General features: G+C 42.9%; 9 protein-coding genes and 1 pseudogene. 4 read left to right on the top strand and 6 right to left on the bottom strand.

The genetic code is table 11. The annotated features are described in order from the left end of the window. Nucleotides 1–209: 209 nt before the first annotated feature. The 3 genes from AAFP11_RS24770 to AAFP11_RS24760 form a co-directional block, all read right to left on the bottom strand. A complete protein-coding gene (locus AAFP11_RS24770; RefSeq protein ID WP_341739434.1) occupies nucleotides 210–881 on the bottom strand; it encodes a class I SAM-dependent methyltransferase in 672 nt (223 codons plus the stop codon). Nucleotides 882–1,104: 223 nt separating this feature from the next. Then, nucleotides 1,105–5,046 (bottom strand): alpha/beta fold hydrolase, encoded by a 3,942-nt coding sequence (locus AAFP11_RS24765; RefSeq protein WP_341739433.1) that lies wholly within the window; start codon nucleotides 5,044–5,046, stop codon nucleotides 1,105–1,107. A gap of 63 nt (nucleotides 5,047–5,109) precedes the next feature. Beyond that, complete coding sequence (locus tag AAFP11_RS24760) at nucleotides 5,110–7,275, bottom strand: AMP-binding protein (protein ID WP_341739432.1); 2,166 nt, start codon at nucleotides 7,273–7,275, stop codon at nucleotides 5,110–5,112. Nucleotides 7,276–7,846: 571 nt separating this feature from the next. Between AAFP11_RS24760 and AAFP11_RS24755 the strand changes: the two genes are divergently transcribed. The 4 genes and pseudogenes from AAFP11_RS24755 to AAFP11_RS24740 all read left to right on the top strand — a co-directional run. Beyond that, nucleotides 7,847–13,237, top strand: a complete 5,391-nt coding sequence (locus AAFP11_RS24755) for an ATP-binding sensor histidine kinase (RefSeq protein WP_341739431.1) — start codon at nucleotides 7,847–7,849, stop codon at nucleotides 13,235–13,237. A gap of 332 nt (nucleotides 13,238–13,569) precedes the next feature. Next, nucleotides 13,570–14,844 carry an ATP-binding protein gene (locus AAFP11_RS24750; protein ID WP_341739430.1) on the top strand — a complete coding sequence of 425 codons (1,275 nt, stop codon included), beginning with the start codon at nucleotides 13,570–13,572 and terminating at the stop codon, nucleotides 14,842–14,844. 2 nt (nucleotides 14,845–14,846) lie between these two features. Continuing rightward, nucleotides 14,847–16,628, top strand: coding sequence for an EAL domain-containing protein (locus tag AAFP11_RS24745; protein WP_341739429.1), 1,782 nt, complete (start codon nucleotides 14,847–14,849; stop codon nucleotides 16,626–16,628). 290 nt (nucleotides 16,629–16,918) lie between these two features. Further along, nucleotides 16,919–17,197 (top strand): annotated as a pseudogene (locus tag AAFP11_RS24740) (IS1634 family transposase); the annotation flags it as partial. Nucleotides 17,198–17,317: 120 nt separating this feature from the next. On the opposite strand, the gene AAFP11_RS24735 reads toward AAFP11_RS24740, so the two are convergent. The 3 genes from AAFP11_RS24735 to AAFP11_RS24725 all read right to left on the bottom strand — a co-directional run. Beyond that, complete coding sequence (locus tag AAFP11_RS24735) at nucleotides 17,318–18,532, bottom strand: FAD-dependent oxidoreductase (RefSeq protein WP_341739428.1); 1,215 nt, start codon at nucleotides 18,530–18,532, stop codon at nucleotides 17,318–17,320. A gap of 229 nt (nucleotides 18,533–18,761) precedes the next feature. Beyond that, the gene (locus AAFP11_RS24730; protein WP_341739427.1) at nucleotides 18,762–20,294 is read right to left on the bottom strand and encodes an NAD(P)/FAD-dependent oxidoreductase; all 1,533 of its coding nucleotides are present in this window, start codon (nucleotides 20,292–20,294) and stop codon (nucleotides 18,762–18,764) included. Between the two features lie 303 nt (nucleotides 20,295–20,597). Further along, nucleotides 20,598–22,215, bottom strand: a 1,618-nt coding sequence (locus AAFP11_RS24725; protein WP_341739426.1) for a calcium-binding protein, incomplete at its 5' end; no start/stop codon positions are given.

Genomic DNA, 22,215 nt, shown 5'->3' with positions numbered 1-22,215 from the left:
GATCGCAATTTTAACTTACATCAGATAGGACTCACGCTCTCACGTCAATTTTTCAGAATGGACTACTGGGTAATGCTGAGTGACCGAGGTTGAGTATTTCTACTCATTTTTGTCTTGGATGATTCACTTTTACTCCCTCAATCCCCCTATGTGCCAGTTGGGGGTGCGGAATGTGGGATTTAGACTCGCTATAGTTGCTATCCTAGAGACTATTTTCTGGCGGTAAATAGTGCAGTGCAACCGATGACTTGAACTGAATAGCTCGAAAAATTCGACGCTAAGGCATCTTTTAAATCTTCAACGTTATCCTGCCAATTGGTGAACACGCCCGTATTGTTGTAGATGTGCATGACTATTCTCCCTAAATAATTGTGCTTAACTCCTGCACCGAGAACAGTGGAGCCAAATAAAACGGCACCTTCTTTCATCAAAGGTTTGAGGTAATTAAAGGCTACGGTTTTGGTGGCAAGGGTTCCTGGGAGACAGTGCAGTAGGTAGTTAATTCCTATAGAATCAAACTGATTGGGTTCCAGAGGCAGGGGTTCCAGCACAGAGGCTTGATAGCAGGATGGCTTGTAGCGTTCAATCCGTTTTGAGGTAAAGTCTAAGCTGTTAGCATTTAGATCTAACAAACTAATTTTTGGTTGTCGAGAAGAAAAGCGGCATTTATCCAAATAATATCCCGATCCTACCCCTACATCTAAGTGGCAAGCAGAAATATTTTGGTTGTAGAAATTGAGCAGTCGGGTATATGAACATTTCCACAAAAAACGAGCTGAAATTCCTACTATTTTGTCGTATTCAGACAAAATATCTTCTGTATAAACTGCTTGTCCTTTGATGACGCGATCTTGGTTGATGGGAAAAGAAGTTGCATTCATTATTTTCACCTGGTTGTCGGTTGTTGTCGGTGGTTAAGTGATATTGATTCCGGTTACACCGGAATCAAAGGAAAAAGGGAAAAGCTGATAGGGTCTGGGACAGTAGGGGCGAAGCATTTGGGTGAAAAATCTGGGAGTCAAAGCTATCAATTGTCTGCACGAATGCTTCGCTCTGACCCCAGGTAACTGCTCTCTAGGTTTGTGGAAGAGCGCTGAAGCCCAACTACATACCTTTTTGATGGGTTTTAGCTCCAGAAAATGTTAATGGGCGGCTAAAAGAGACTGGGTATTGCAGATGGCTATTCGGTGCTAGTTCGCGAGAAATAATTTCCAAAACTTGCGGGAGATCGGTTTCTAAAAATAAGTGAGAACCTGAAACTGATTCAAGGTGAAAGCGGCTCGATGTCTGGGTATTCCATGCTGCCATATCTGCTTGACTCACAAAGCAATCTTTGCTACCGCTAAAAGCTGAAATTGGGCATTCTAACGGTGCACTATATTTGTAGGTATAGCCTTCAAGAGCTAGAAAATCTGCTTTCATGGTTGGCATTAGTGCTTCCATCAGTTCGGTATTTTGCAGGACTTTAGATGGTGTTCCAAAACTGCGAAGAAACTGGGTCAATTTCAGACGAGAACTTAAATCAAGTTCTGGGAAAGGATTAGGTAATTGGGGAGCAATACTGGCACCAATAAATAAGTGCACTGGTGACGAGCCAAACTGATCGCGAAGGGATTTGGCTACCTCAAGAGCTAATACTGCACCCATGCTGTGGCCGTAGAAGGCAAAGGGTTTGTCGAGAAATGGTTTCAGGACTTCTGCCAAGGTTTCAACTAAGGCTGTAAATTCAGTAAAAGGCGCTTCGCTGATCCGGTTTTCGCGGCCGGGAAGCTGAATTGGGCAAACTTCTATTTCTGATGGCAACTGTGACTCCCAGGTACGGTAGATTGAAGCGCCGCCACCAGCGTAGGGAAAACAAAATAAGCGGGTTTGGGCTGAGGTTGAAAACTCAGATTTCTTGATCCAACTCGAATGAGTATTTTGAGGAACTGTTAAGGCGGCAATTTCAAGTGCTGGCGATAGTTCTTCTACTGCTGGTGTGAGTTGAGAGTGCATTTTTATGGCTAACTGAGTTATTGAAGACCCTTCTATTAGTTCTTTCACTAGCAAGTTAATTGCTAAATCTTGCTCGATCCGATTTTTGAGTTCGACGACCATTAAAGAATCAAATCCTAACTCTCTTAAAGAGGCTTCGAGGCATATTTCAGAGCGTTTGATTCCTAGTCCTCGGACTACTTGTTGGCAGAGGTAAGATTCTAATAGAGCAGGACGATCGCGGTTTTTGGCAGTTAATATCCGATCGCGCCAAGTTGCTTTTGAGGAATTGAAGGCCGTCCCTGATAGTGCCATATCGGCTTCTTCAAAGACAGAATCTGTTGCTCTCAGGGATATAGGTTGTTCGGTGGCTACTACTCTGGCTACGGGTTCAATCCAATACCGTTGTCGCTGGAATGGGTATGTGGGAAGTAGGACTCGGCGACGGGAATAGTCTTGGTCAAATGCTGCCCAATCGAGATCAACTCCATGAACGTATAATGTTTTTAACGTGGCAAGTAATTGCTGCCAGTTGGATCGTTCTTTTTGGAGGGAAGACAGCCAAATTGTGGTGGTTTCTGGAAGACATCTGCGCCCCATGTTAATTAATGTGGAATGGGAACCGATTTCCAGAAAAATGTCAATTTTGAGGGTGGAGGCGGTCTTAATTGCTATCTCAAATTTGACAGGTTGCAAGATTTGATTGCACCAGTATTCAGGGCATCCAATTTCGATGGCTGGGGCGGGTTCTCCGGTTACTGTTGAAATTAGTGGAATTTGGGGTTCATTGTAGGTGATTTGAGTTGCTATTTTTCTGAAATCATCTAGCATTGGTGCCATTAAAGGGGAGTGGAAGGCGTGGGAGACTGTTAATTTGTGCGTCCACAGTTTTTGAGGTTGCAGGTCGGAAAGTACCGCAGAAATGGCTTCAGCAGTTCCAGAAATGACGGTTTCTTCTGGGCTGTTGATAGCTGAAATTACGACATTTGGTTCGTAGGGTGCGTTAGCGAAGCTTGCCGTAGGCATCGCAGCTTTTACTAACTCTGCATTCGCTAAAATTGCTACCATCTCGCCATTTGGAGGTAGTGCTTGCATTAGCCGACCGCGTTCTGCAACTAGCTTTATAGCATCTTCTAAGCTGAAAACTCCGGCTATGCAGGCGGCTACGTATTCGCCTAAACTGTGACCAATAACTGCATCTGGTTTGATGCCCCAGGATAGCCACAATTGAGCTAAAGCATACTCGAAAGCAAATAATGCTGGCTGCGTATAAGCTGTTTCATTGAGAGGAGAATCTATGCCCTTTTCTGGGTAAAGGACATCTAGTAATGGCAAGTCTAAATAGGGGCGTAGCAATCGATCGCAGCGATCGAGAGTTTGGCGGAATGTAGGTTGAGTATCGTAAAGTTCGCGCCCCATCCCGATGTATTGGGAACCTTGACCGGTAAAGAGGAAGGCAATTTGCGGCGGGTTGGTATTCGCACATTTGGTAATGACTTCGCTGAAGTCTTCGCCAGCGGTAAAGTCGGCTAATTGTTCCCGTAAATCTTGGACGGAATCAGCTACTATACCGAGGCGGTAATTGTGGTGCGATCGCCCTGCATTGGCAGTGAAACAAATATCTGCTAAGGGCTGATTGGTTGACAATTCAAGGTGGGTTTCGTATCGGGCTACTAATTCATTCAATGCTTTTTCAGTTTTGGCTGAAAGGCATAGTAAATGAGAGGGGCGATCGGTTTCTGATGCTACGGGGGCAACTGCTGGGGGTTCTTCTAAGATGACATGGGCATTGGTACCGCCAATACCAAAGGCGCTGACTCCGGCGCGGCGAGGAATGCCATTTTCCGTTGTCCAAGGTTGCTGTTTTGTGTTGACGTAGAAGGGGCTATTGGCAAAATCTATTTGGGGATTGGGTTCTTCAAAATGCAGGCTAGGTACTAACATTTTGTGCTTGAGCATTAGCGCAGTTTTGATGAAGCCTGTTACCCCAGAAGCTATATCCAGATGTCCAATATTCGTCTTATATGAACCGATCGCACAAAAGCCTTTCTTTTCGGTGTAGAGTGAAAAAGCTTGAGTCAAGCCAGCAAACTCAATGGGATCTCCCTGTTCAGTTGCCGTTCCGTGAGCTTCCACATAAGTGATGGTTTCAGCATCTACTCCTGCATTAGCAATAGCTTCAGCAATCACCTCTGCATGACCATTCACACTGGTAGACCAATAGCCAACCTTTTCCGAGCCATCATTGTTAAGTGCCGAACCTTTAATCACTGCATAGATAGAGTCTCCATCTGCTAGAGCATTTGAGAGCGGCTTTAATACTACAATTCCTACACCACTACCAAAGACAGTGCCTCCTGCTTTTGCATCAAAAGTCCGCGTATGTCCATCAGGAGAATAAATTTGCCCTTCTTTGTGGAGATAGCCCACTTTTTCAGGAATATCGATCATTACTCCGCCAGCTATAGCGACATCGCATTCACCCGCCAGCAAACTTTGGCGGGCAATGTGGATGGCAACCAATGAACTAGAACAGGCAGTTTGGACATTGATACTTGGTCCTTTCAAATTTAATTTGTAAGAAATCCGTGTCGGCAAAAAGTCATTACAATTAGCAGCAAAAAGTTTTAAGTTGCCTGGAATTGCAGCATCTTGAAGGTCATAATGTCCTGGATAAATATTTCTCAGGAAATACAGACTCGGGGCTTTGCTGGCGTAAACGCCCACTGAGCCTTTGTAAGCTTTAGGGTTATATCCAGCAATTTCAAGTGCCTCCCAAGCGCATTCCATGAAAATGCGAATTTGAGGGTCTAGCAGTTCAGCTTCTTTTGGACTATAGCCAAAAAACGAAGCGTCAAATAAGTCGATACCTTCCAGTTCCGCCGCTGCTTTCACGTAGTTAGGATTCTTGAGTAGGTCTTTGCTTACACCAGAAGCTGCTAACTCCTCATCGGTCAAAAAGGAAATGGACTCTACACCATCTTGCAGATTCTGCCAAAAATTGTTGATATTTTCAGCACCAGGAAATCTACCAGACATTCCGATTACTGCGACATCGAGAGTGTTATTCATTGAAGCTATCTCCTGAGTTATTTTGTGATTGTTGGATGAGTTTTGGACGTTGTTTCTTTGAATTTATACAGGCATGGGCATTGCGAATCTTTGCCTGCGATTTTCTCCCCGAATTTTACTGGGAACTAATTTAGAGAAAAGCTGTCGGTTTGAAGCTTGCCCTAAATATTCAGCCAGTGACTTGATCGTGGGATATTGAAACATATCGGTTATGGAGATTTCTTTTTTGAAGTGTGACTGTAATTTGCCTACAACATCAGCGATGAGTAAGGAATTACCACCTAAGTCAAAGAAATTATCGTGAATCCCTACTTCATTGAGATGAAGGACTTCTTTCCAAATCAAACCGATTGTTTTCTCAATCTCAGTCTTGGGTAAACCTTGAGCGTTTTGTGGCTTTGGAGAATCGAACTGTTTAAGAATGCTCTCAAATTCACCCTGATCGAAACGTTGGCTTAATTGACTCCGCTGAATCTTCCCAATTTCTGTTTTAGGAATCGTTTCTTTCTCAACTGGAATCAGATAATTTGGATTCAGCCCAATTTTTTTCAGAACACTGGCTCGCAGATCCTTGAGTACCAAAGCCAAGCGATTTGGCTCGGAAACAGCCGTATGGAAAAAGATGGCTAACTGATCGCTGTTACTATCGGGAGTTCGGACAGCACAGGCCGCAGTATATGAAACTTCTACTCCCTCTATTTCTTCTACTACAGCTTCAATTTCGTGGCTGTAGTAGTTGAGACCATTAACAATGATCGTGTCCTTGGCACGACCTGTAATAGTTAGCCTGCCACCCTTCAGAAATCCCAAATCCCCAGTATTAAACCATCCATCCTCGGTAAATACTTCTCGATTGAGTTCTGGATTTTGATAGTAACCAGAGGTGACAGATACTCCTTTAACCTGTAAGCGTCCAATTGCTTCTTGCTCAACTACTTGGTCATTGCTATCTACAATACGCATCGAAATACCAGGAATGGGAGATCCTACTTCCACAAAGGCATCACGATCGTCTGTTGACTCTAATGAAAATTGATTTGAGAAGGCAACAGCCGAAGAAGTTTCTGACATCCCCCAGGCTGGACGCATCGCACTAGCAGGAAGCCCTTGAGGGGAAAGCAACTCTAAAAAACGCCTTGCTGTTTTAGCAACAATTGCCTCACCTGCATTTAAAATAAATCGCATTGAGGATAAATTCCAATGTTGCGCTTGAATCTTCTGAGTTTGGTTATTAATCAGTGAATATGCAAAATTGGGAGCCCAAGTAACCGTAGCTTGAAAGCGCTCAATCAAGTCTAGCCACAGGAGCGGGTTTTGCAAGATAGCTTCCTTGACAACCTGGATTTGCTGGCAACCCAAGTAAACATCTCGAACATGGAACATGACTAGACCACCAACGTGGTCAAGAGGCATCCAATTCAGGGAGATATCTTGGCTGTTAAAATCATTCATCTGGGAGGTGCTGGCAGATCGGCTGAGTAAACTGCGATGGCTTTGCATTACCCCTTTGGGCATTCCAGTGCTTCCAGAAGTGAGCAGCAACAGAGCTAAATCGTCAGGGTGACTGTTTTCAGCGCGTTTGTCAGGAGTAGCGGTTCGCAACTCTTCAATAGCTGCAACTTGAATACTCTCAACTCCCCAAGACTGTGATAGAGCAAGAATTGAGGCAGCTAGTTTTTGATTAGTGACGATCGTCGGATGTTCCAACATCTCCCAAGCATGGTGCAGCTTTTTGACAGATCCATTAGATTCGGAGTAGGTGGGAGCGATCGCGATCGGTACGGGAACAAACCCTCCTAAAACGCATCCCCAAAAGGCAGCGATGAAGTCTTGATTGCGCTCAAATTGGAAAATTACCTTGTCTTGAGACTTTAAGCCGAGCTTTCTCAATCCCCCAACTATCCGCTGAGCTTCCTCTAGTAAGGCTGGATATAACTGAAGGCTCTCTTTACCCCCAGACTCAATATAAACAATGCCTTGATTGGGAAAATGAATCGCCGCCCGTTGCAGAGCTTGGGAGAGGAGCGTCGGAGCGCTAGAATTAAGCCGCAATTGTTCTCCGTGACTAACTGCCAATTGCTTAGAGGCTGGATTTGGCTTCAACACAGACACCTGTGGGATGCCAAAAGCTAAAGATTCAATCTTGTTTTTTAGCAGAGTTGTCTCTGCATAAAGCTCTCGCAGCTTTGCTTCCGATGGCGGTGTTAAGCATTGAGAATTGTTTTCCATTCCGTTAGACATTGTGACCAAGTTAACAAAGTAAAGTGACATAGATCACACAGTAGTCCTTTCGCATTCAGTAACCTATAATATAAATAGCGTTACTTTAGCTTCTGGATTTGACTGGTGAGTTAAGTAGCTTTGACAATCAAAGCCAAAGCCAAGACTAAAAACACCTAGATCAAACTAGATGACATTTAGAACTGGGAGCCCAGAAACACGCAAGTTAAGCAGTCGTCAGTTTCATCAGCTAGTGGCTCAGTCTCCTAACCGTCAGCTACTGGCTGTCTGAATCCGACTACAAAGTAAAAAAACAAACCATTGGGAAGCAGCAAAAAATTCAGCAGTAGAATACTAGCCTTTTCATGCTAAGCTATAGACGTTTTTGAGATTCGCTGTAGCTACCGCCATTTGTGAGATTCGGCTAATGAGTCATTTGCTGTATTTGTCTTGAACCGCGGTTTTTTATTCTACGTTCCTTTCAAGAAGAAGTCAAGGGCTTTAAAAAAGCTTTATAATGATGTCAAATGGGTTCTAATAGAATCGACAACTAGCATTTCTCGCGACAGGAGCTCCCCAAATGTTCGTCCTCCCCGGCTATCAGATCCTGCAACCAGTCCAAATGGGAATCAAAAACGCCATCTACCGAGGCATCCGAGAAACAGATCGCACCCCAGTCATCATCAAAACCCTCAACGCCGAATTCCCCAGCCTCGAAGACATCACCCGCCTCAGACACGAATATAAAATCACTCAAAATTTAAACCTACAAGGCATAGTCAACACCTACAGCCTCGAAAATACAGGCAACAACTACGCCCTAATCATGGAAGACTTAGGGGGAACATCTCTCAAACAACTATTAGCCGCCAAAAAACCCACCCTCAAAGAATTTCTCAGCATCACCATCCAACTAGCCACCGGCCTATCGGAACTCCATCAACACCAAATCATCCACAAAGATATTAAACCTAGTAACATCATCATCAACGCCACCACCAAACAACTCAAACTAATCGACTTCAGCATCGCCAGTCGCCTCAGCCGAGAAACCCCAACCATCAATAATCCTAACGAACTCGAAGGCACCCTTGCCTATATGTCCCCCGAACAAACTGGGAGAATGAATCGCAGCCTCGACTACCGCACCGACTTCTATTCCCTGGGAATCACCTGCTACGAAATGCTCACAGGTCAAGTCCCCTTTACCAGCCTCGACCCCTTAGAATTAGTCTATTGCCACATCGCCAAAAATCCCACCCCCATTCAACAACTGAACCCCGAAATCCCCCTAGCAATTAGTACAATTGTCCTGAAATTAATGGCGAAAAATGCCGAAGATCGCTATCAAAGCGCCCAAGGACTAAAAGTAGACTTAGAAGAATGCTTAAACCAACTGCAAGCCAGCGGCAGAATCAGGAACTTCACCCCAGGGGAGAAAGATAAATCAGGGCAATTTCTGATCCCGCAAAAACTCTATGGTAGAGAAGCAGAAGTCACCGCATTGTTAGCCGCATTTGAACGAATTAGCCACCCGGAAACAGGACGAGGGCAAGTAGAAATGATGCTAGTTTCCGGTTACTCAGGCATCGGTAAAACTAGCGTAGTTCAGGAAGTCCACAAACCCATAGTCCGGCAGCGAGGTTACTTTACCGCCGGGAAATTCGACCAATTTAAACGCAACATTCCCTACGCAGCCATCATTCAAGCCTTATCCGACCTAATCCGTCAACAGCTAACAGAAACCGGCGAGCAAATAGCAATTTGGAAATCAGAATTTTTAGCCGCATTAGGAGCGAATGGAAAAGTAATTATTGAAGTCATACCGGAAGTAGAATTAATTATTGGTAGTCAACCCGAAGTACCGCAACTCGAACCCACCGCTGCACAAAATCGGTTCAATTTAGTCTTTAAACAATTTATTAGCGTATTTACTAAAAAATCTCACCCACTGGTGTTATTTTTGGATGATTTGCAGTGGGCAGATTTAGCATCGCTCAAGTTGATTCAATTGTTAATGACGGATTTGGATAGCGAATATTTATTGTTAATAGGAGCCTATAGGGATAACGAAGTTAGTCCCACGCACCCGTTAATTTCTACGATAGAAGAAATTTGCAAAAATGGTGGAAAAGTCAATAATATTGTGCTGCAACCTTTGACATTGAATACAGTTAATTTAATTATTGGGGATACGTTAAAAGATACAGAACATTTTGAAGAATTGAGTAGGTTGATTTTTAATAAAACCCAGGGAAATCCCTTCTTTATGAACCAATTGCTGCAAACTCTGTATGCAGACAAACTATTACAATTTGACTTTAAGCAAGGGCGATGGCTGTGGAACCTAGAGGAAATACAAGCCTTTGGAATTACGGATTATAACGTGGTGCAATTAGTAGCGAGAAACCTGCAAAAGTTGCCAGAAGCTACCCAAGAAGCCTTGAAATTAGCGGCCTGTATTGGCAACTCTTTCTATTTAGATGTGTTAGCAATAGTCAGCGAACAATCTCAATTTACCGCAGCGGATCATCTGTGGGAAGCATTGCAATTAGGTTTATTATTGCCGTTGAGTAAAGATTATAAAATACCGTTACTGCTTGACCCCTCTGAGCAAGATAGCACACCCCTGGAAGAATTTAGAGTTGGGTATAAGTTTCTCCATGACAGAGTACAGCAAGCAGCCTATTCTCTAATTCCCGAAGACCAAAAGCAAGTGACTCATCTAAAAATCGGTCAATTGCTATGGAAACAGACGGCAAATTATGCCTTAGAAGAAACAATATTTGATATAGTTAACCAGCTTAATATTGGGAGAGAATTGATATCAGAGTGGGGGGAAAAAGAGAGATTAGCTAATCTGAACTTGAAGGCGGGGAAAAAGGCGAAAACATCTACGGCTATTGATGCGGCGGCTAAATACTTAGCAGTAGGATTGGAATTATTGCCAGAAAATAGTTGGGAGAGTCACTATGAATTGACATTAAATCTTCATGTGGAAGCGGCGGAAGCGGAATATTTAAACACGGATCTTGAGCGGGCAGAACAACTGGTAGAAATTGTTTTACAACAAGCTACAAGTTTACTGGATAAGGTAAAGGTTTATGAGTTGAAAATCCAGTTTGCGATCGCCCAAAATCAGCTAGTTAAAGCTATTGAATTAGGACTTTCAGTAATAGAAATTTTAGGCGTAGTTGTATCTACTCCAACGGGTTTAGAGAGTGAAATAACTCAGTTACCAACGCTAAAAGAGTTAGAATCTTTGGTAGTTATGATAGACGATTATAAGTTAGCAGCTATGCGAATTTTTGTTAATATTATCGGAGCGGCTCTAATGGCATCTATTACAACTTATATGCAGGTAATTTTAACAATGGTTGCTCTATCTACCGAATACGGCTACTCATCTCAATCAGCCTACGCCTATGCTAACTATGGTTTAATTCTTTGTGCTAATGGCAATATAAACGCCGGATATCAATCAGGACTAATAGCTATGAAGCTTTTAGAAAAATTTGATGCCAGAGAACTAAGATGCAAAACTTATGCAGTATTTAATGCTTTTATTAGACCTTGGAAAGAACCCATTAGAGAGACTATTACACCATTATTAGAAGCAATTCAAAGTGGGCAAGAAACAGGAGATTATGAGTATGCTGGTTATAGTGCTGTTCATTCTTGCGAACACCTATTATCTATGGGTGAGCTATTAGAAGTAGTAGATATCAAACAATTATCATATATTGGTCTGTCCTTGAAGCTGAAGCAAGAAGTTGCTATTAAATTTTCTCAAATCTGGCATCAACTAACATTAAATCTAAGAGGATTAGCACAAAATCAGCTTCAGTTGATTGGTAGTAGTTTTGACGAAGCGGCCATGGTACCATATTTTAAAGCCTCGGGATATGGAGCATTGTTGTTTGTCTTTGCTGTAGCTAAGTTAATTCTACTTTATTTATTTAAAGACTTTCAAGCTATTGACAGTGCCTCTTTAGCCCTAGAATACGCATCGAGTTTACAAGGAAAGTTAATTCAAGCAACCTATAATTTCTACCATTCCCTAGTGTTACTAGCTCAATATGATAACGCCAATATCGCTCAAAAAGAGCAATACTTGATACAAGTAGAGGAAAACCAGCAAAAAATGCAGCACTGGGCGCACCATGCCCCCTTTAACTATCAACATAAATACGACCTAGTAGAAGCGGAAAAAGCTCGAATTTTAGGCGATCGCCTGAAAGCTCAAGAATATTACGATCGCGCGATCGCCGGAGCCAAACACCACAACTACATCCAAGAAGAAGCTTTAGCCAACGAACTCGCCTCCGAATATTATCTAGCGATCGGCAGAGAAAAAGTTGCCAAAACCTACATGACCGAAGCCTACTACGGCTACATCCACTGGGGAGCCACCGCCAAAGTCCAAGACTTAGACGAGCGCTATCCCCAGCTAATTTTCCGCACCTTAAACCCAGAGGGCTCAGACTTAGAAACCACCAGAAAAACCATTTCCATGCACTCAACTAATTCCAAGTCTAAAGGTTCAGCAATATTAGACCTATCTAGCGTGATGAAAGCCGCACAAGCACTGACCGGCGAATTTGCCTTAGAAGGCTTGCTCAGCAAACTGATGACAATTTTAATGGAAAATGCCGGCGCTCAAACAGGCTATTTAATCTTACAGGAAAACCATCAACTGACTATCGAAGTCAGCGCCCTGAATCCAGAAACAGTCACCGTAAACACCAAACCACTCACCCCAGACCTACTACCCCTTTCCGTCATCAACTATGTAGTCAGAAGCCAACAAAACCTGATCTTAAACAACGCCGCTAACGATACACAATTTGCCAGCGATATTTACCTTCAACAACAACAACCCCAATCCTTATTGTGTTCTCCCCTGCTCAATCAAGGCAAATTAATCGGCATCATTTACCTAGAAAATCATATTAGCATCGGAGCCTTCACCACAGAGCGTGCAGAACTCTTAAACATCCTCTGTCTCCAAGCCGCCATTTCCCTAGAAAACGCCCTTTTGTATAACAATTTACAGCGCAGTAACCAGCAATTAGAAATCGCCAACCAGCAACTAGCAGAATATTCCCATAGCCTAGAAGCTAAAATAGAAGAAAGAACCAGAGAACTTCAAACCGCGCAAAAACAAATCATTGCCAAAGAAAAACTTGCTTCCTTGGGTGCTCTAGCCGCTGGTATAGCTCACGAACTCAGAAATCCTCTGAACTTCGTCAATAACTTTGCAGAATCTAGCGTCGAGTTAACCGAAGAATTAATTGCAGAAATCGAGAGGAATTGCGAACAGATAGCACCGGAAGTTCTCGATAATATCAAATACATTTTATCCGAACTTCAAGGCAATGCCACTGACATTAACCTGCATGGGAAAAGAGCCGAAAGCATCATTAGAAGTATGATGATGCACGCTCGCACCGAAAGCGGTCAATCCCAACTCACCGACTTGAACGAAATCCTGGGTCAAGCCGTTGATTTAGCTCACCACAGTAAACGGGCTAAAGATAATCGGTTTAACCTGACAATCGAAACTAATTACGATCGCACTATTGGTCAAATCGAATTAATCTCCGCTGACATCAGTCGTGCTTTAATTAATTTGATTGACAACGCTTGCTACGCAGTGCATACTAAGAAACAACAACTGGGTGACTCTTTTATCCCTGTCCTAAGTGTGAAAACCCAAAATCACGGTGACACTGTAGAAATCAGGATTTCTGATAACGGTATCGGTATCGAGTCAGAAATTCACGAGCAGATATTTCATCCCTTCTTTACCACTAAACAGGCTGGTGAAGGTACGGGTTTAGGGTTATCACTCACCCACGATATTATTGTTGGGCAACACCGAGGTAGCATCCAATTGGAAACCGAATTAGGAAAGGGGACAGAATTTATTATCAGCTTGCCGAAACAGAATAAAATGTCTAATGGCTAGGTACGTACCTGAATTAATGGAGAACTGCTATAATATTGATAGGGCTAATGCCCGTCGTTGGTGTCAAATTGAGGTCAAAATTAGTATTTAGTATCACTTTTGACCAATAACTCCTCGATCCCCCCTAGCCCCCAGGGCTGTTTCATTCTCAATGCTAAATTTTTAAACCTAACCCCCCATTCCCCTTCTCTGCAAGAGAAGGGGGAGTAATTAAATACTATTAAATATCGAAAAGATTTAATAGTCAGAATTCTTCTCCCCTTTCCTTGCAGGAGAGGGGGTGGGGGAGAGGTCAAACAATGCTTACTTTTAGAATATAACAAGGACTAAAAATGACAGCTAAAATCCTGGTAGTTGATGATGAAGTAAGTTTAGAAAGATTAATTAAACAGCGGTTTCGTAAAAAAATCCGTGAGAATAAATTAGAATTTATTTTTGCTTATAATGGCAGAGAAGCCTTAGAAAAACTAGCAACAGAATCACCCATCGCCGTCATTTTAACCGACATTAATATGCCGGAGATGGACGGACTGACTTTGCTAGAAAAGCTTGCCGAATTTTCTGAAACACTAACTCTCAAAACCATAGTAGTTTCGGCTTATGGTGACTTGCAAAATATTAGAACAGCCATGAACCGGGGCGCTTTTGATTTTTTAACCAAGCCCATCGACTTTGATGATTTAGAAATTACCCTCAACAGAACGTTGGAATACGTTCAAAAGATGAAAGAAAATCTGCATAAGCTCCATCAAGCACAATCTCAATTAGTGCAAAATGAAAAAATGATCTTGATTGGGCAATTAATAGCAGGAGTTGCCCACGAAATCAACAATCCCGTCGGCTTCATTGTTGGCAATATCAATCATTTAGAAAACTATCTTAAAGATCTATTGAAAGTTTTAAATCTTTATCAAACCGAACTATCAAAACCTAGCGAAGCGCTGCAAAAACAACTAGAAGAAACTGAATTAGAATTCATGGTAGAAGACTTGCACAACATCATCGCCTCAATGAAAGAAGGCACAGAACGCATTCGCAGTATTAGCACCTCTTTAAGAAATTTCTCGCGGAGTGATACTGACAAAAAAGTAGCTGCTAATATTCAGGATGGGATTGAAAGTACCATAATGATTTTAAAACATCGACTGAAAGCTAATAACCAACGTCCTGAGATTTCAATCATTAAAGAATACGGAGAATTGCCACTATTAGAATGCTATCCCGGACAACTAAATCAGGTATTTATGAATATTATTGCCAATGCAATTGACGCACTAGATGAATCTAATCAAGGGCGTAGTTATGAACAAATTAAAGCCCATCCTAATGTAATTACGGTGAAAACTGAACTAGGATTGCCACCCAATCGAGTAGTAATTCGCATTTCCGACAACGGGCCGGGAATACCAGAATCCGTAAAACAGAATATTTTTAACCCATTCTTTACCACAAAATCCTTGGGGAAAGGGACAGGATTAGGGTTGTCTATTTCCCGATCGATTGTAGTGGAAAAACATGGGGGCGCGATCGACTGTATTTCTAAGCCAGAAGGGGGAACTGAGTTTATCATAGAAATTCCGATAAACACTAATGCTGGGGGTGGTTAACTATGCCATCTTTCAAAACAGCCAAAATTATTTTAGTGGTTGATGATGAAATTAGTTTGGAACGTTTAATCAAACAGAGATTTCGCAAACAAATCAATGCGAAAGAATTAGAGTTTATTTTTGTGAATAATGGTTATGAAGCTCTCTCTTTGTTAGAAACTTCCTCCAGCATTGATTTAATCTTAACGGATATTCAGATGCCAGAGATGGACGGCCTGACGCTGTTGGAGAAAATCAAAAAATTTGACCCAAATCTCAAAGCCATTGTCGTATCCGCTTACGACGAACTGAAAAACATTAGAACTGCGATGAATCGCGGGGCTTTTGATTTTTTGACAAAACCCATTGATTTTAACGATTTAGAAATTACGATTAATAAAACCCTGGCATTTGTCCAAGAAGTTCGACAGAATCAAGAGCAGTTGCAACAAGCTCAAGAGCAACTACAATACCAAGCTTTTTATGATGGGCTCACAGGATTACTAAACCGCAACGGATTTATTAAACAGCTAGAAGCCCATATTCACACTAACCAACAGCAGGCCAATAGTCCCTTTGCACTGTTATTTTTGGATTTAGACCGCTATCAAGTTGTCAAATTCACTTTAGGGCACGGGGTAGGAGAGGAATTATTAAAACAGGTAGCTCGTCGGCTAGAAAATTGTCTGTCTCCCACCTCAATTATCGCCCGTGTGGGCACTGATGAATTTGCCATCTTGTTGAAAGATATTTCAGACACCCAACAGCCTCACCAGATCGCCAGCGCGATCCACCGGGCCTTAGAAATGCCCTTGATTTGGGAGGGGGTGGCAGTATCTTCCACAGTCAGTATTGGTATTGCTTATAGTAGTTTAAATATTCTGGAACCAGAAGATTTATTAAGGGCAGCAGATACAGCAATGCACTCTGCGATTCTACAGGGAAAAGGCAATACAGCAGTATTTAATGCAGAAATGCTGACCAGTGCAATTTCTCGCCTCCAGTTGGAAGCCGACTTGCAGCGAGCAGTTTTTGACCGACAATTGCACTTAAATTATCAGCCGATTTTCTCCCTAGTTGATGAGCAAATTGTAGGGTTTGAAGCCTTAGTGAGGTGGCGGCATCAAGTCAGGGGGATGGTTTCTCCAACAGAGTTTATCCCTATAGCCGAAGAAACGGGATTAATTCTACCCTTGGGGGCATGGGTACTATCCGAAGCGGTACAGTGTTTGAGCATTTGGCTAGAAAAGTTTCCCCATGTCAGACCCTTGAGCATGAATGTTAACTTATCAGGAATTCAACTTTCAAGTCCTGAGTTGAGGACACTGATTAACCGATTATTAGATGAGTTTTCCTTAAGTGGCGAGTTTTTGAAATTAGAGATTACTGAGAGTATGTTTATGGAAAATGCTGGGTCAGCAACTCCGTTATTACAGCAGTTAAAAGCGCAGCAAGTTAGATTTTGTATTGATGATTTTGGGAAAGGCTATTCTTCGCTATCCTACCTGCACCATCTACCTATTGATACTTTAAAAATTGATCGGGAGTTTATTTCCGGGATGGTTGAGGATAGCAAAGATTTTGATATTGTAAAGACAATTATTAATTTAGCTCATTCTTTGGGGTTGGATGTGGTGGCAGAGGGGATAGAAACGCAAGAACAGTTACATTTGTTGAGAGAGTTGGGGTGCGAATGGGGACAGGGATTCTTTTTTTCTCGACCGCTGGAAGCAGAGGCCGCTGGGGAATTGTTAGCCCACATGGCATCACCGTGCCAAAACGGGAAAATTGTACGAATCGGCTGAAACCTTTATCTAGTAACCCACATTCCGCACCCCCAACTGGCACATACACGGAGTGAGGGGGTAAAAGTGAATCATCCGAGACAATAGTGAGTAAAAATACTCAATCATTTCGGTCGCGTTCGCATCACCAGTTAAGAATTCCTGACAAGAGACGTGAGGCGTGAGTTAAATCTGACACCCGTTAAAATTGCGATCGCCACAAACCTGTGTTTATTACCTCACTGTTACCCTCACGCCTGACCAAAATGCGTTAATTGCGATCGCTCTTGGGTAACCAATCATCGCCAAAAAGAGTATTAGATAAGTTATATTTGGCAGGAATTACAGAAATATTCACAACCATTGCCCTGTCAGCAGCTCAAAAATTTGAGATAAATACCGATACATCTCACCTCGACTCAAGTTCATTTCATCTACATGGTAAATATGAGCAAGAATTGCCATCAGTATCTTTTTCTAGCACAGAAACAGATAGCAATCAGTTAGAAAATTCATCAATCAACCATCAAACATCCCCAATACCAATTCAGATTACCTACGGCTATTCTCGTGACCATCGCCCTGACTTATCAGGAACCGCGTAGCGTCGCCCTGAGCGTAGTCGAAGGGTCGAAGGGTCGAAGGGTCGAAGGGTCGAAGGGTCGAAGGGATGCCTGTTCCACAATGATTATGGGAGAGGTAGATTGAGCTCACCCGATTAATTTAGCAACTCGCAAAGCAGACGTAATCGCTCCTTCATGCAAACCATCACCCAAATAAGCCCCCCCATGATAAGTATGATTCTCTCCATTAGTCTCGATAATTTCATTTCGATATCGGAAAGATTCCACTGTATATAAAGGCGTGTGATGTTTCTGAATGTGAATAATCTGCTCTTTTGCAATCAATTCATCCATGTGAAAAGCTAAACTATATCGCCGCGAAGATGAGATGCCACAAAGCTGATTTAAACTCGCATTATAGCCCCATCCTTTGTCTGTTTCAAAAAAATCAAATTCTGATAACTTGCGAATACCGTAGCGATCGTACATGGATGTATCCGAATGCAGCAAAGTAGTCGCATAATTGGCTTGCCATGCCGAAAACCGCTTAGTTTCCGCATCCGTCGGGTCAGACAACAGCTTCATTACGCAATCGGGAGGTGTTGCAAAAACAACCTTATCAAACTCCTGAATCTCCCCAGTAGACAGCACAATTTTTACACCATCAGCGCCTCTACAAATACTCTCAATTTCCACATTAACCAAAATCTTACCCCCAAAGCGATCGATAATTTTTTCAATGTAAGAATACACGCCACCTTTAATCCTTACCCAGTTAACCGACGCATATTCCCGTAGCATGGGAATCGCCAATTCTGCGGGAAAATTGTTGATAATTTCAAAAGGTATCGAGTAGCTATACATGGTTAGTAACTTGAGCCAAGTATTGCGTACACAGGAGCTATGTAAAGGCTGACCCAGTGGCATATCGTAGAAATCATGGGTTTGAGAAAATCGCATTTTCAGGATGAATCCAGCAGAACGAGCATAGAGAGCATCGAGTTGTAAATATTCAATCAGCCGTTGAATTCCCGTGAAGTTTTTCTGAATGGCGACTCCTGATAAAAAGTGGCGGCCGTCTTTAAACAATAGCGAAGAACCTATTTCCACAGGCTCTAATTCTACTCCTAGCTCTCCCATGAGAGTAGCAAAATTATAAAACACTGTCGGAAATTCTAGTACCCCATTTTCTAATATCTCTTTACACTCAGATTGATTGGGCGCAACGTTTTTGTTGAGTGTCCGAATATGTCCGCCTAAAATTGGCTGTTTTTCAAACACTGTAACATCATGCTTCTGTTTATCGAGCCAGTAGGCTGTGGCCATTCCACTAGCTCCGCCTCCAACAATTGCAATTCTCATGATTCTCTCCTAAATTGATAGAAGGAAGATGGAAGATGGAAGATGAACCCCCCCCCTACCCCCCCAAGGGGGGAAAGAAGATGGAAGAAGAACCCCCCCTACCCCCCCCAAGGGGGGAAAGAATATGGAAGATGGAAGATGGAAAATGGAATAAATTATCGTTCCCAGGTTCTACCTGGGAACGCATTACTAGAGGCTCTGCCTCGTGTTTTTTACTAGAGAATTCCTCCTAGCCTAAAATTGGATCGCCTGATAAACGTTGATACAAAAGTGCTCCTGTCCAAAATGTCGGCGCAAATCCTGGGTAGCCGGAGGAGGCATTGCAGAAATAGAAATTGTTGAGAGATGTTTCGTGATTTAGGCGATCGACTCCCATGTTACGGGGCGTTAGACTAGAACCATAGGAATTGCCATTAGGACACCAGCAGAAGCGCTCGTTAGTGGTGGGACTTCCTGTAATCTGAAAGACCATGTGTTTGCGGAAATTCGGAACGTAGTGTTTCTCAACTACGTCTAAAATTGAATCCAAAATTTCTTTTTTCTTGTTTCGATAAGCTTTGCGATCGCTATCCCAGAGTTGCTTAAAATAACTGTAATTAGCAACAGTCAGAAATTCAACTATTTGACAATCTTCTGGACAATCTCTCCGGGCTTGGGTCAGTAAAGTTGGAGTTGTGATGGCAAAACTGGGATTAGAAAAATTATTTTGCTCATACATTTGAGCAAATGCTTCATTCAAATCTTGATGCCCAGAATGAAAGGTATTCCACTTGCCAAATCCATAGTCTCGGAGATCGATATCTTTGACAACACAGTAGACCATGTAGTTAGATGCAGAATACTCATAATTCAGTTTCCGCCTTACTGTTTTAGAGAACATTTCCTCACCAATCATTTTGGCTGCTTTTTTCGGATCGAGGTTACAAATCACGGTGTCTCCGGTGAATTCATGAGTTTGATGGGATGTCAAATCCATTGCTTGCACTCCGGTAACAGTTCTGTTGGTGAGTCTAAAATTGATGACTTCATGATTTAGCTGCACCTTTCCACCGTGGGATTCAATGACTTGAACTAAGGAATTGATGACATCCTCAAAATGTTGGGTTGGGTAAAATGCACCTTCTTGATAGCCTCTAAATAAGGCAATCCACGCATAGAAAGAAAGTTGATTTGGTGGCAGGAGAAAATCTGGCCATTGCAAGGCTAGTAAGGTTTGGGCTGCTTGTGGAAGTTTGAATTTGTCGAAAACATCCTGAAGTGTACTATTGAGATATTGGATGGCACAAAATACTTCACTGAAATGTTTGACTAATTCCACTGGCTTGATGGGAGGAGCTAGTTTTTTTAAGCCGGCGGCAGTCTTTTCAACTTCGTTGACAAATTGGGAAATTCGACTGGCATCTTCAGGAAACAACAGGGACAATCTGCGAATCAATTCTGTTGATTCTGAAGGAATTTCCAGGGAATATCCAGGCATTTTCATATGATCGAAGCCATTGGGATCGTAACGTTCAAAGGTGACATCTCGATCCAAACCTAGCTTTTTGAGTACGCGATTGACAGTATGTCCTTCACCGCAATCCCAAACGTAGTGAAATTGGGCATTAAACGTATATTTTTTTGCCATTGTAAAGGTATGACCAAAGCCCCCCGGATGTTCATGGGCTTCGAGGATGTGCACGGTTTTGCCAGAATTTGCCATCAAGGCCCCAAAAACCAGTGCGGATAAACCACTGCCGACAATCAGGTAATCTGTTTTCATAAAAACCTCGCGGGAGCTTGCAAACCCAGTGGCTTTAGCCCTGGGGGGAAAAGTAACACGGGATAGTTTAGTGTCCTGTCAATGGGATATTTCGTCGATCGAGTGAATCGGGCGATCGTTCTATCTTGAGACTAACTCTCAATTGTGAGGAAATTATGAAGAGAATTGTTGATGTCAATTCCGGTTGTATCGGAATGATTTAACCGCGAAGGCGCGAAGTACGCGAAGGAAGAGAAGAGAGAGTTTAATACAGGACGATGAAGACAGGATTTTATATGATGGGTATTTCTGCCGGATTTGGTATCAGGTAAGTGGGTGGAAGAGAATGTCGATCGCCTTCGCATTTGCTTGTACTCCTTTGAGTATAGCTAAAAGTTGATCGCTGGAGGCTATCCTGATTAAAGTGGCATTGTTTTCTAGGATGATGCGGAGTCGATCGACTGTCAAGTTTTCTGTTAAAACAAGTACATCTTCACCTAGGGTGAAATCAGTAATTACATCGCTGCCTTCGGGCGCAGTTAATACAAAGTAATCTCTTCCATTTCCACCTTGCAACGTATCATCGCCTAAATCTCCCATTAGCCAGTCATCACCTAAGCCACCAATCAAAGTATCGTCATCTTTGCCGCCATCAAGAGTATCATTTCCTTCACCCCCGCACAATTTATCGGTATCGTCATTACCAAAAATTAAATCATTGTCATTACCGCCACAGAGGTAATCTTTTTGACCGCTAGCATCTGTGGCAATATTATCCATATCTCCCACAATTGTATCGTCTCCTGGGCCCCCACAGATGCTGTCATTGCCTAAATCTCCTAATAGTAAATCATTGCCAGCATCCCCGAAGATTAGATCGTTATTTTTGCCACCGTGTAAGGTATCATGATATTCGCCACCAGACAGAGTGTCTTCGCCTTCTTGTCCATGGAGAAAATCTCGATCGCGATCGCCAAATAGCAAATCTCGTCCAGTTAAATCGCCATCAGACGAGTTAGAAGTGCCGCCAAATAGACTATCAGCACCTTCACCGCCAACTAGAGTATCATTGCCCTTATCGCCCCAGATTAAGTCATTATCTTTGCCACCGATCGCCAAATCATGATCCTTACCTGAATAAATAATATCATGGCCAGCATGACCGATGATATAGTCATTATTTTCGTTACCAAATATGGTGTCGCTGTCTGTATCCGGGGCGACAGAAATGTTACTAAGAAATCCACCATAAATATAGTCGCCACCTTGCAATCCAATGAGCAAGTCGCTACCCTTGAAACCATTGATAATGTCGTTAAAATTAGTCCCGGTTAAGGTATCTTTACCCTCAGTAGGGCTGAAAGTATGTTGAGTAATATTGGGGTGAAGAAGGGACGGGATATCTGGTAAAATAGTGCGATCGCAAAAGCAGTTTTCCGAAAAAGTATCGATATTTCCCCCATCAAAATCAGTCAGCATTTCCCCTGGTTGGAGGGGCGTTGGATGGTGGGTGCCCATCCCCACTGAAATCGCAGTCGGAATCTGAGTCAAATTTTCAGCCAGAATTATAGTCACCGTTGGAATGACAATTTTCTGTGGAATCGGAGTTTCCGATTGCGTCGGAGTCGGAATCGGAGTCGGAGTTTCCGCAGGAGTTGGTGTCGGAGTTTCCGATTGCGTCGGAGTCGGAATCGGAATCGGAGTCGGAGTTGGAATTGGTGTCGGAGTTTCCGATTGCGTCGGAGTCGGAATCGGAATCGGAGTCGGAGTTGGAATTGGTGTCGGAGTTTCCGCAGGTGTGGGAGTTGGAATTGGTGTCGGAGTTTCCGCAGGAATCGGAGTCGGAGTTTCCGCAGGTGTGGGAGTCGGAGTTTCCGCAGGAGTTGGAGTCGGAATCGGAGTCGGAGTTTCCGCAGGAGTTGGAGTCGGAATCGGAATCGGA

It is taken from the genome of Microcoleus sp. CAWBG640 (genome assembly GCF_020883015.1).
Classification (GTDB): domain Bacteria; phylum Cyanobacteriota; class Cyanobacteriia; order Cyanobacteriales; family Microcoleaceae; genus Microcoleus; species Microcoleus anatoxicus.
This window is presented reverse-complemented; position numbering and strand designations above follow the sequence as displayed.

What these genes read in the sequence shown, in the direction of transcription:
- AAFP11_RS24770 (WP_341739434.1), bottom strand. Translation starts at nt 881, where the DNA reads ATGAATGCAACTTCTTTTCCCATCAACCAAGATCGCGTCATCAAAGGA.
- AAFP11_RS24765 (WP_341739433.1), bottom strand. Translation starts at nt 5,046, where the DNA reads ATGAATAACACTCTCGATGTCGCAGTAATCGGAATGTCTGGTAGATTT.
- AAFP11_RS24760 (WP_341739432.1), bottom strand. Translation starts at nt 7,275, where the DNA reads ATGGAAAACAATTCTCAATGCTTAACACCGCCATCGGAAGCAAAGCTG.
- AAFP11_RS24755 (WP_341739431.1), top strand. Translation starts at nt 7,847, where the DNA reads ATGTTCGTCCTCCCCGGCTATCAGATCCTGCAACCAGTCCAAATGGGA.
- AAFP11_RS24750 (WP_341739430.1), top strand. Translation starts at nt 13,570, where the DNA reads ATGACAGCTAAAATCCTGGTAGTTGATGATGAAGTAAGTTTAGAAAGA.
- AAFP11_RS24745 (WP_341739429.1), top strand. Translation starts at nt 14,847, where the DNA reads ATGCCATCTTTCAAAACAGCCAAAATTATTTTAGTGGTTGATGATGAA.
- AAFP11_RS24735 (WP_341739428.1), bottom strand. Translation starts at nt 18,532, where the DNA reads ATGAGAATTGCAATTGTTGGAGGCGGAGCTAGTGGAATGGCCACAGCC.
- AAFP11_RS24730 (WP_341739427.1), bottom strand. Translation starts at nt 20,294, where the DNA reads ATGAAAACAGATTACCTGATTGTCGGCAGTGGTTTATCCGCACTGGTT.